This is a genomic window from Janthinobacterium agaricidamnosum NBRC 102515 = DSM 9628 (assembly GCF_000723165.1).
Taxonomy (GTDB): domain Bacteria; phylum Pseudomonadota; class Gammaproteobacteria; order Burkholderiales; family Burkholderiaceae_D; genus Janthinobacterium; species Janthinobacterium agaricidamnosum.
This window is the reverse complement of sequence record NZ_HG322949.1, coordinates 740,009-751,680: the sequence shown is the minus strand read 5'-3', so window position 1 is coordinate 751,680 and position 11,672 is coordinate 740,009. Positions and strand designations below refer to the sequence as shown.

Here is an 11,672-nt window from a genome sequence, read left to right as displayed (position 1 = left end):
GCCGGCCTTTTTTAATTCCCGATGATTTTCGACAGCACTGAAAACGCCGCGCCGGTCTGGCTATGCTCCAGCAGCAGCGTCAGTTCGGTGTAAGTGCAAATCATGTTGATCAGGTTGATCTTGTCCCAGGCCAGCCGCTTCAGGATCGCGTGATAGATCGCCGGCGTATAGCCGGTGCCGGGATTCAAATGCAGCGTCAGCGCCGTCAGCCGCTCGCGCCGCGCCAGCTGGCGTTCGCCGCTGAACACTTCTTCGACCACGCCGCCCAGCACCCGGCTGCAAATCACCATCACTTCATTGACACCGCGCGTGACGCTGATGAAGGCGCCGCGCTGCGGCTCGGCCAGCGCCAGCAACTGGCGGTGGCATTCATAGGTATGCTCGGAATAACGGTAGGTGAACACGATCAGTTCGGTGCGCGTGGTCAGTTCGCCGCTGCGCTGCGCCGGCACGATGTCGCCGCCCTGCGACGGCAGCCGCTCGGCCAGCCGGCGCAGCGCCATCACCACGGCGGCCTGGCCGACCGGCTTCCACAAGTCGCTCTCTATCTGCGGCTGCAACTGGCGCGCCAGTTCCGACAGATTGAGCAGGCCGCGGCCCAGGCCCTCCATCAGGAAAGCCGACTCCATGACGATTTGTTCAACTTTACTGGAAATCGAAAGCATAGTTCAATTTCGCTGGCCCAGCACGATACGGCGTGGTACGCCGGCGCCCTGGACAGGCACACCTTCACAAAAATCACAATAAGCAGCGCCAGCCGCCGTGCCTGCAGGCATGGCGGAAACGGCGTTGGTCATGCCGCCGCAGCGCGGAGGCAGTCTGGAAAAAAAAGCGTGCGCTATCGCAGCGACGCTATTGGCGGCGGCTTGAAGATGATGAAACGAAGCATGCAAACTGAGCGTGACGACAACATGTACTTCTCCCTTGGTTCGCGATGCGCTAATTTTGTGCGGTCATGCCGCTTGCGCTTTTTTTATCAATCCCAGCGGAAACTATCCCGGTATAGTCTGGTTAGTGTAGGACGCGACATTAAAAAAAAGCAACAGTGTTTTGATTGAAAATCAGACTATTCGTTGTTTTTTTCACAAATCAACAGATTTATTTTATTTCTTGTGATCACTATCAAAAACGTAGCAACTTATCCTGCAATGCTGACATATATTAGTAACGGTGTATTTTCCTCGAGAGCGCAAGCGCGGCAGGATGGGCGGTTCAGTCAATTTTGCGCATCGCGGGACTTCTTGGTTTATTTACAAGTCGGTAAGTGGCAGGACCGGCATCAAAGTTCCATATCCACGGAACATCTCAATGAACACCGGTACGACATGCGGCAACGAGTTTGACGGGCCTTTTCAAAGTGTGGTCAAAATGTCTAATTCTTAACACTCGGCAACATTTCGACCAATTTGCGAAGATTTTTGACTTTTGATAACGGAACGGAATAGTGTCGCGCTCTCGATGTTTCCTTTTTGAAACGTTCGCACAACTACCCTGTTGTCCGGCCGTGGGAAATACCGGGATGGCCATCGGATACCAGCGGCCAAGTCGCATCCACCACATTCCTCATCGATACCCACGGAGAAGAGATGAATTTACGTAAGACAATCATTGCCGCATCCATCATCGCGATACCCATGATGATCAATACATCGGCCAGCGCCGCCCCAGCCCTGATGGCGGCGCCGGTCAACCAGGCCTCGCCGCAAGAAGCCTCCAGCCTGGTGACCAAGCTGTCCTCGCAGCGCGGCGTGCTCGGCCTGGACGCCGACCACAGCTTTGCCGTATCCAGCCAGCACCCTGGCGTGGTCGGCACCAAGATCAGCCGCGCCCAGCACACCTTCAAGGGGCTGCGCATCTTCGGTTCCGAAACCGTGGTGGTGACCAATGACAGCGGCGACATCGTCAGCGAATCGGTGGCCGACCGGCGCGCCGGCCTGGGCAACGGCAACCGCAATTCGGTGACCAGCAGCAGCACCGTCAACCTGGACGTCGCACCGGTCCTGAGCGAGGTCGCGGCGATCGACGTGGTGGTCAAGGCCACCGCGCCGCGCGGCATTCACCGCTGGGCGCCGCAAGCCGAGCTGCTGATCTACCCGGTGATGAAATCGGTGCGCATCGCCTCGGCGGTCGACAAGGCCGAAGCATCGCTGAACGCGCTCGACCTGGAAGAAGTGGTCGACCACTATGAGCTGGCCTACCTGGTCAAGACCCGCATGGCCAGCCAGGGCAAGCTGGTCTACTTCGACACCATCGTCAACGCCAAGAGCGGCGCAGTGATCGACCAGTGGCAAGCGCTACAAACCGTGGTCGGCGTCGGCAACAGCCAGTACAACGGCCAGGTGCCAATCAATACCACGCTGACCGGCAGCACCTATTCGCTGAAAGATGCGAGCCGCGGCGTCGGTGGAAAATATGGCGGCATGGCGATCACCAACGCCAACCACAGCCCTGAAACCAACCCGAATCCCGGCAACATTTACACCAATACCAGCAACACCTGGGGCGACGGCAAGCAATACATCGCCGGCGGCAGCACCACCAACGCCAACGGCCAGACCGCCGCGGTGAATGCGATGTGGGGCTTGATGAATACCTACGACACGCTGAAAAACGTGCTCGGCTGGCAAAGCCTGGACGGCAACAACACCGCCACCTATATCGCGGTCCACGTCGACAACAACTACGACAACGCCTTCTTCGACCCTAGCTGCAAATGCATGTACATCGGCGACGGCAACAGCTTCAAGAGCCTGGGCGCGATCGACGTGATCGGCCATGAAATGTCGCACGGCGTCACCGACGCGACTTCCAACCTGACCTACGCCGGCGAATCGGGCGGCTTGAACGAATCGAACTCGGACATCGGCGGCGAAATGACCGAAGCCTATGCGCGCGCGCGCGGCACCGGCAACGTGATCCCGGCCACCGGCAACGATTGGCAGATGGGCACCGAGATCAGCAAGACCGGCCAGCCGCTGCGTTGGATGTACAAGCCGAGCAAGGATAGCCGCAGCCCGGACGCGTGGAGCACCACGCTGAAAAACCTGAACGTGCATTACAGCAGCGGCCCGAACAACCGCATGTTCTACTTCCTGTCGCAAGGCTCGAAGTCGAGCGCCACCCCCGATTACTACAGCTCCTACCTGAAAAAAAGCCCGCTGGCGATGACCGGCATCGGCAACGACAAGGCCTTCCGTATTTGGTTCAAGGCGAACACCACCAAGTTCACCGCGTCGACCAATTACGCCGACGCGCGCAACAAGGTCGTGCAAGCGGCGGAAGAACTGTATGGCGTGGGCAGCGCCGAATCGATCGCCGTCAAGCGCGCCTATGCGGCGATCAACGTCGGCGCCGACGTCGATGAACTCCCGAAAAGTCTGGCAGCGTCACGCTAACCGTCGCCAGACCGCATATGAAGGCACGCACCACACCTGGAATGCATCACTGCAAACCTCGTTCGTGATCGGCAAAGTCAGCCTGATCACGTAATAAGTGTCCTTCGGCAGCCCCTCCTTCCCATTGTCGGCGGGGCTGTTTTTAGAACCTATCCCAGTAGGGAGCGTCGCCGGATGGCTACTCATCAGGAGTGTGGGCAAGGCGCAAGGAGGACGCATGGCTAGCCATGCTACGACGAACAACGCCGATCCACCCTTCTGAGGGGCTGTCAGCAGGCGATGTATTCTCTACCGGGATAGGTTTTTAGTGCTGAAGCAAATGTGCACGGTTGCGTTACATAGCTTTGCCCTACACATTTTCTTCCATACTTTAAAAGTAGTAATAATTTAAAAAAACAACAGAAGCATATTGATCTTTTCGCAAGCGCAGTCTAAGGTAGGGCTGCCGCGTTTGCCGCCGTTTATTATGAATACTTGAAGATTGTCTGAACCAATGCCTACATATTTCGCCGCTCGCCGCACGCCCCCTCCTCTGTTGTTTCAGCGAGCCCGCCCGAACGCCTGAGACGACCATGCAGTTCCAACTCCAGGTGCAAGGCGCCGCCGGCAGGCAGGCGATCGCCATCGACGCGGCCAGCGAAGCCGACGCGATCCGCGCGGCCGCGCGCAACGGCTGGCGCGTACTGGCGATCGACAGCGCGGCCCTGCCCGGCGCTGGCGCCGCGATCAAGCACCATCAACAGGCATTCCCGCTGCTGCAGTTCAGCCAGGAATTGCTGGCCCTGCTGGAAGCGGGGCTGAACCTGAGCGAGGCGATGGCCACGCTGCACAACAAGGAAGTCCGTAACGCTTCCAAGGCGACCCTGGCCGCGATCATGCTGACGCTGCAGCAAGGAAAAAGCTTTTCCGACACGCTGGCCGACTTTCCGGCCATCTTCCCCGATATTTATATCGCCACCGTGCACGCCGCCGAACGCTCGGGCAACCTGCCGGAGGCGCTGGCGCGCTTTGTCGGCTACCAGCTGCAATTCGACGCGATCCGCAAAAAACTGATTTCGGCCGCGATCTATCCGGCCATGCTGCTGGTGGTCGGCAGCCTCGTCACGCTGTTCTTGCTCGGCTACGTGGTGCCGAAATTCAGCGTGGTGTATGAAAGCTCGGGCCGCGAAATTCCCTGGATGTCGCAAATGCTGCTCGGTTTCGGCCAGGCGCTGGCGGCCCATCCGATGCTGTGCCTGGCCGCGCTGGCCGGCACCGTCGGCGCGGTGGCGTTCGGCGCCGCCAACCAGGCCATGCGCCAGGCGCTGATCCTGCAAGTGCTGCGCCTGCCCGTCTTGTCCGGCAAGGCCGCCGAATTCCGCCTGGCGCGCTTTTACCGCGCCCTGAGCCTGCTGCTGCACGCCGGCATTCCGCTGCACAAGGCGCTGGCCCTGGTGGCCGCGATGCTGCTGCCGGCCCAGCAGGCGCAACTGGCGCAGGCGCGCCGCGCGGTGCAGGAAGGCTTGCCGTTTTCAGCGGCGCTGGAACAAAGCCAGCTGGCCACCCCGGTCGCCCAATCGTTATTAAAAGTCGGCGAAAACACCGGCCGCCTGGGCGACATGCTGGAACGCTCGGCCAAATTCCACGACGAGGAATTCGCGCGCTGGGTCGACTGGGCGTCGCGGCTGCTGGAACCGCTGCTGATGACCGTCATCGGCGTCGTCATCGGCGGCGTGGTGGTGCTGATGTATATGCCGATCTTCGAACTTGCCGGGAGCTTGTCATGAACGCGCGCGAACCGGCGGCCCAGGAACTGGACGCGGCCCTGCTGCAACGGGCCCGCGCCGCCGCGCTGGCCCAGGGCCGGCCGCCGCTGGCCGTGATGCAGGACATGTCGGGCCTGGCGGCCGAACCATTCACGGCGCAACTGGCGGCGCTGTTCTGCTACCCGGCCTGGAACATGCACCAGCTGCAGCAGGGCAAACCGGCGTTCGAGCTGCTGCCCTACACCGATTGCGCGCAGCGCGAGTGCGTGCTGATGGCGGCCTTGGAAGACGATGCCGCGCCGGTGCTGGTGATCGGCAATCCGTTCGCCGACGACTTGCTGCAATGGGCCGACTACGCCATCGCCGGCGCCTTCAGCGTCGCGCTGTGCCATCCGGACGACTTGACCGCCTACCTGGTGCAGCAGGAAAGCGTGCAGCAGGCAATGGCCGAGATGATGCACGATGCCGACGACGCGCCGGGCCTGGACCAGAGCATCGAAGACATTTCGCTGATACGCATCAGCGAAGACAGCAGCCCGGTGGTCAAGCTGGTCAACTCGACCATCTACGACGCGCTGAAATTCCAGGCCAGCGATATCCACCTCGAATGCGACGTGGCCAGCCTGCTGATCAAGTACCGGGTCGACGGCGTGCTGGTGCAGGCCGGCCAGGTGCAGGGCCTGCAAATGGCGGAACAGGTCATTTCGCGTATCAAGGTCATGGCCGACCTCGACATCGCCGAACGCCGCGTGCCGCAGGACGGCCGCTTCAAGGTGCGCGTCAAGGGCAGCGAAATCGACTTCCGGGTCTCGATCATGCCGAATATCTTCGGCGAAGACGCGGTGCTGCGGCTGCTGGACCGGCGCGCGCTGACCGAGGCGGCGCAGGCGCTGCGGCTGGAAAGCCTGGGCTTGAACAGCGATGCGATCGAACAGATCCGCCGCCTGGCCGCCAAGCCGCACGGCATGCTGCTGGTGACCGGACCGACCGGTTCGGGCAAGACCACCACGCTGTATGCGGCGATCACTGAAATCAATACCGGGCGCGACAAGATCGTCACCATCGAAGACCCGGTCGAATACCGGCTGCCGCGCGTGCTGCAAATTCCGGTCAATGAAAAAAAGGGCCTGACCTTTGCGCGCGGCCTGCGCTCGATCCTGCGCCACGACCCCGACAAAATCATGATCGGCGAAATCCGCGACGATGAAACGGCGCAAATCGCCGTGCAGGCGTCGCTGACCGGCCACCTGGTGTTTACCACCGTGCACGCCAACAATGTGTTCGACGTGGTCGGCCGCTTCCTGCACATGGGCGTCGACGCGTACAGCTTCGCCGCCGCGCTGAACGGCATCGTGGCCCAGCGCCTGCTGCGCCTCAATTGCGAGCACTGCGCCGCCGATGCCGAGCCGGACGCCGGTGAATTGCTGGAAAGCGGACTCGATCCCGGCCAGGTGCGGGGCTGGCGCTTCAAGGCCGGCAAAGGCTGCGGCCATTGCCGGGGCACCGGCTACAAGGGCCGCAAAGCGGTCGCCGAAGTGCTGATCCTGAACGATGCGATGCGCGAAATGATCTGCACCCGCGCGCCCGTCAGCCATATGAAGGAAGAAGCCGCCAAGATGGGTTTCCGGCTGGCGCGCGACGCCGGGCTGGACCTGGTGCGGCTGGGCGAAACCACGTTGACGGAGCTGAACCGTGTCACTTATTAAGCAGTTTTTTCGGCCCGTCCTGAGCCTGCATCTGGCGCCGCAACAGTTGAGCGGCGTGCTGTACCGGGGCGGCAAGCTGGTCTCCGGCAGCGCGTTCGCGACGGCGATCGACAATCCCGGCGGCCACTGGCAGGTGTCGCTGGCGGCGTTGACCCGACACCTGCAACACCTGGCGCAGCTGCAGCCTGGCGGCGCCAGGCCGCCGCTGTCGGTCAGCCTGTCGAGCCGCTGGTGCCGCATGGCGCTGGTGCCGTGGAGCGATGCGCTGCTGTCGGACAGCGCTGCGGCACGTTTCCTGCAGACCCAGCTGGCCGCGCTATACGGCGACGAGGCGCGCGGCTGGGCCATCGTCGCCGACGATGCGCCGTACGGCCAGCCGCGCCTGGTGTGCGGCATCGACAGCGAATTGCGGCAGGCGCTGCAAGCGGCGGCGGCAGAGCATGGCCACATCTTGCGCGCCGTCGAGCCGGTGGTCAGCGTGGCCGGCCGCGCCATCGCCGCCAAGCAGCCGCAAGCGTTTGCCGTCATCGAAGCGGGCCGGCTGGTCATCGCCGCCGTGGCCAGCGGCCGCATCACGGCGCTGCAGTCGCAACCCTGCCCGGCCGCGTGGCACACCGAATTGCAGCAGGCGTGGCGGCGCTGGACCTTGCGCACGCCGGCACTGGCCCAGATCCAGGATGTGCTGGTGATCGATGTGAGCGGCGCCGCGCCGGCATCGACGGTCTTGCCGTCCGGCTTCCGCCACGCGGCCGCACCGCTGGCCCATTTGATCAGGGAATCGGCATGGGCTTGAGCACGCTCGATTTCCTGCGCCGCGGCGGCGGCGCTTCCGGCTGGCGGCTGGCCGTGCTGGCCGCCGGCCTGGTCGTCTGCATACCGGCCGCGCTGCACTGGATGGTGCAGCTGCAGGCGGTGCGCAAACTGGAAACGCAATTGGTCCAAGCGCGGCCGCGCCCGGTGCAGCGCGTGCCGCTGTCGGCCAGCCAGCAGCGCGAACAGGACTTGCAGCTGAAGCTGGTGGCCGACGCGGTGCGCCAGCTGAACTTGCCGGTGACGCGCCTGATCAAGACGGTGCAGGCGCCGCGCGACGTGCGGGTGGCGCTGCTCGGGCTGGACATGAATAATCAAGGAAATGGCACCGAAAATGACGGCGGCAAGGCCGGCGGCGCCTTGAAAATCGCCGCCGAAGCGGAAACCGCGCAAGACATGATCAATTACCTGGCGTTTTTAAATGAACAGCCGCTGTTCCAATCGGTGTACCTGGTCAAGCATGAAATGAATATGACGGCGCCGGACCACCCTTACCGTTTCCAAATGGAGGCGCAATGGCGGCAATAAAGTCGGTGCGCCTGCCGGCCAACCTGGGGCCGCGCCTGTCGTGGGAAATGCGCCGCCTGTGGCGCCGGCTGGGCTGGGCCGCCGCTGCCGGGCTGGCTTGCCTGGCCGTGGCCGGCCTGGCGCTGCAGCAAAGCGGCAGCCTGCTCAGGCGCCAGCACCTGCTGCAGGCACAGCTGGCCGAGGCAAGCAAGGCGGCGGCCGCCGCGCCGGTGGCCGCGCCGCCCGGCGACGCTGAAGGGCTGGCGGCGTTTTACGCCTACCTGCCGGACCATGAGAGCATTCCCGGGCAGTTGAAAGACCTGGTCGAGGTGGCGCAAAAAAGCGACGTCATGCTGGTCAAGGCCGAGTACAAGGCGCAGCCGGAAACCAATGCCGCCTTCCTGCGCTACCAGATCACGCTGCCGGTCAAGGCTGAATATGCCAACCTGCAGGCGTTCATCGTCAACGCACTGCAAGCGCTGCCGACGCTGACGCTCGACTCGGTCATCTTCAAGCGCGAACAGATCGAGGCCGGCGATGTCGAGGCGCGGATTCAATTCATCTTGCTGGTCAAGAAAGCGCGGGGGCGGCCATGAAAAAGATCGTGCTGGGCGCCGCCGCAATCGCCACGCTGCTGGCCGCTTATTTTGCGCCGGACGACGAGAACAGCGTGGTGGCGCCGGCCGCCGCCACCACGCGCGCAGCGCCAGCGGCCGCGCCACAGGCGCTCGCCACCGCGTTGGCCCGGCCGGCCGGCATCGACCTGGCCATCCATCCGCGCCGCGAGGATGAGGACGATCTGGGCAATCTGTTCGCCAAACAGAGCTGGCAGTCCGAGGCGCCCAAAAAAGTCTTGTCGCAACAACTGGCGCAGCCAGGCGGCGCAGCGCCATCCAATGCGAACGCAGGCGCGCCGCCGCTGCCGTTCCGCTTCCTCGGCCGGTTTGTCGATGACGGCAAGACCGCCTATTTCCTGCAAGTGGACGGCCGCAACGTGGTGGCCCGCGTCGGCGAAAAAATCGACGACAACTATCTGTTCGACAACGCCGCCGGCGACACCTTGAGCTTCACTTACCTGCCGCTCAAGCAAAAACAATCTTTAGTCGTAGGGGACTTGAATTGAACCGAACCGCATCGAACCGCCTGGCCATCGTGGCGCTCAGTGTCTTGCTGAGCGCCTGCGCCGCCAGCCAGGCGTTCAAGGAAGGCAATGCGCTGCTCGACGAAGGCAAAAACGAACAGGGCCTGGCCAAGCTGGAGCAGGCGCTGCGCGCGGAGCCGGACAATGCGCAGTTCCGCATCGCGCTGACCAACCGCAAGATGCGCCTGGTGAATGGTTTTAACAGCCGCGCCGATAGCATGCGCCAGCAAGCCAACAACAGCGAAGCCGAACAGTTTTACCGGCAGTCGCTGGCCATCGACCCGAACAACGCGGTGGCCCAGCAGGGATTGGCGGCGCTGGCACAGGACCGGCGCCACCAGCGCATCGTGGCCGAGGCCGGCGCCGTCTATCAGCGCGGCGGCGCCGCGAATCTCGCGCAGGCCCAGGAAACGCTGCGCCAGGTGCTGCTGGAGCGGCCCAGCCAGCGCGATGCGCTGGCCTTGAAAAGCCGCATCGGCGAGGCCCAGGCCAAGTCGAATCCGCCGAATGGCAGGCTGGCGGCGGCGTACCGCAAACCCGTCACGCTGGAATTCCGCGACGCGCCGCTGCGCTCGGTGTTCGATTTCATCGGCAAGGTGTCGGGCTTGAACTTCGTGTTCGACAAGGAGGTCGATCCGAATTTGCGCGCCACGATTTCGGTGCGCGACACCAGCATCGAAGACGCCATCGGCTTGCTGCTGGGCGCCAACCAGCTGGAGCAAAGCGTCAGCAATGAAAAGTCGATCACGATCTATCCGAACACGCCGCAAAAGGTCAAGGACTACCAGCAGCTGGTGGTGCGCACTTTCTTCCTGGCCAACGCCGACGTCAAGACGGTGGCGTTCTCGATCAAGACGCTGCTGCGGGTCAAGGACATCGTCACCGATGAACGGCTGGGCATCATCATGATGCGCGACACACCGGAAATGATACGCATGGCCGAACGCATCATCAACGTGCAAGACCTGGCCGATCCGGAAGTGATGCTGGAAGTCGAAGTGCTGGAAGTCAAACGCACGCGCCTGATGGAACTGGGCATCCGCTGGCCGGAACAGGCCACGCTGACGCTGGCCGGCACCCCCGACAGTTTCGGCCTGAGCAACCTGAAGGTGGATGACCTGCGCCATATCCGCGGCGACAATATCAAGCTCGGCATCGGCAACGTGGTCTTGAACGCCAATAAGACCGATACCGACAGCAATATCCTGGCCAACCCGCGCATCCGCGTGCGCAACAAGGAAAAAGCCAAGATACTGATCGGCGACCGGGTGCCGGTGATCACCGTCACCACCAACAATGGCGTCAGCTCGGACAGCGTCAACTATATCGACGTCGGCCTGAAGCTCGACGTCGAACCGAATATCTACCTCGACGACGAGGTCGCGATCAAGGTCAACCTGGAAGTGAGCAACGTGGTCAAGGACCTGGTCAGCAAGTCGGGCACCCAGGCGTACCAGATCGGCACGCGCAGCGCGTCGACCGTGCTGCGCCTGCGCGACGGCGAAACCCAGGTGCTGGCCGGCCTGATCAGCGACGAAGACCGCAGCAGCGCCAACAAGGTGCCGGGCATCGGCGAACTGCCGGTATTGAGCCGCCTGTTCGGCAGCCAGAAGGACGATACCTCGCGCAACGAGATCGTGCTGTCGATCACGCCGCGGCTGCTGCGCAGCATCCGCCGGCCGGACCTGGCGACCGCCGAATTCAATTCCGGCACCGAATCGAACGCCGGCGGACGCGGCACGATAGGCGGCGCCGAACCGGCGCAGGATGGCGGCAGCGCGCCGCCACGGCTGGAATCGCCGATGACCGGCGGCGCCGACCTGGCTCCCTCTCCGCCCCCGCCGGCGCCGGCCGACGCGGCCAGGAAAGGCGGCCAGTGAACGGGATCGCTTGCTTGAAACCGCGCGGCTTTACCTTCATCGAACTGATGATCACGCTGGCGATCATGGGCACGCTGGCGGCGGTGGCGGTGCCGCTGGTTCAGGTGGCCGCGCAGCGCGGCAAGGAACATGAACTGCGCACGGCGTTGATCGAGATCCGCGAAGCGATCGACGCCTACAAGCGCGCCGCCGACAATGGCCGCATCAAGCTCAATATCGGCGATTCCGGCTTCCCGAAAAAGCTGGAAGAACTGGTCGAGGGCGTGCCCGACCAGCGCAGCCAGCGCAAGCAGAATATTTATTTCCTGCGGCGCTTGCCGCGCGACCCGTTCCAGCCGCAGGGTAGCGGCAGCGCGGCCGATACCTGGGCCAGGCGCGCGTATGCGTCGCCGCCCGACAATCCGGCCGAGGGCGAAGACGTGTTCGATATCAGCTCGCGCTCGAACATCGTCGGCTTGAACGGCGTGCCCTTGAAACAATGGTGAGCG

Annotated in this window: 10 protein-coding genes; 9 read left to right on the top strand and 1 reads right to left on the bottom strand. The window is 63.1% G+C overall.

From position 1 onward, the window contains the following. Positions 1-11: 11 nt before the first annotated feature. Positions 12-665 carry a hypothetical protein gene (locus GJA_RS03170; RefSeq protein WP_038488704.1) on the bottom strand — a complete coding sequence of 218 codons (654 nt, stop codon included), beginning with the start codon at positions 663-665 and terminating at the stop codon, positions 12-14. Between the two features lie 972 nt (positions 666-1,637). Here GJA_RS03170 and GJA_RS03165 point away from each other — a divergent pair. From GJA_RS03165 to GJA_RS03125, 9 genes are all read left to right on the top strand, one after another. Continuing rightward, positions 1,638-3,395 carry a M4 family metallopeptidase gene (locus GJA_RS03165; protein ID WP_422567926.1) on the top strand — a complete coding sequence of 586 codons (1,758 nt, stop codon included), beginning with the start codon at positions 1,638-1,640 and terminating at the stop codon, positions 3,393-3,395. A 572-nt stretch (positions 3,396-3,967) separates the two neighbouring features. Beyond that, positions 3,968-5,161, top strand: a complete 1,194-nt coding sequence (locus tag GJA_RS03160; RefSeq protein ID WP_038488700.1) for a type II secretion system F family protein — start codon at positions 3,968-3,970, stop codon at positions 5,159-5,161. After that, positions 5,158-6,846: a GspE/PulE family protein gene (locus tag GJA_RS03155; RefSeq protein WP_038488698.1), complete on the top strand. Its 1,689-nt coding sequence runs from the start codon at positions 5,158-5,160 to the stop codon at positions 6,844-6,846. Before GJA_RS03160 ends, GJA_RS03155 begins: the two co-directional genes overlap by 4 nt. Then, positions 6,833-7,639, top strand: coding sequence for a hypothetical protein (locus tag GJA_RS03150; RefSeq protein WP_144241410.1), 807 nt, complete (start codon positions 6,833-6,835; stop codon positions 7,637-7,639). Before GJA_RS03155 ends, GJA_RS03150 begins: the two co-directional genes overlap by 14 nt. Then, on the top strand, positions 7,630-8,184 hold the full coding sequence (locus tag GJA_RS03145) for a hypothetical protein (RefSeq protein ID WP_038488694.1): 555 nt from the start codon (positions 7,630-7,632) through the stop codon (positions 8,182-8,184). Before GJA_RS03150 ends, GJA_RS03145 begins: the two co-directional genes overlap by 10 nt. Beyond that, positions 8,172-8,759, top strand: a complete 588-nt coding sequence (locus tag GJA_RS03140) for a hypothetical protein (protein WP_038488691.1) — start codon at positions 8,172-8,174, stop codon at positions 8,757-8,759. The genes GJA_RS03145 and GJA_RS03140 overlap by 13 nt, the downstream gene beginning before the upstream one ends. Next, positions 8,756-9,286, top strand: a complete 531-nt coding sequence (locus GJA_RS03135; protein WP_038488688.1) for a hypothetical protein — start codon at positions 8,756-8,758, stop codon at positions 9,284-9,286. The genes GJA_RS03140 and GJA_RS03135 overlap by 4 nt, the downstream gene beginning before the upstream one ends. Then, complete coding sequence (locus GJA_RS03130) at positions 9,283-11,184, top strand: secretin and TonB N-terminal domain-containing protein (protein WP_038488684.1); 1,902 nt, start codon at positions 9,283-9,285, stop codon at positions 11,182-11,184. The genes GJA_RS03135 and GJA_RS03130 overlap by 4 nt, the downstream gene beginning before the upstream one ends. Further along, positions 11,181-11,669 (top strand): type II secretion system protein, encoded by a 489-nt coding sequence (locus GJA_RS03125; RefSeq protein WP_038488681.1) that lies wholly within the window; start codon positions 11,181-11,183, stop codon positions 11,667-11,669. The genes GJA_RS03130 and GJA_RS03125 overlap by 4 nt, the downstream gene beginning before the upstream one ends. The last annotated feature ends 3 nt before the right edge of the window (positions 11,670-11,672 follow it).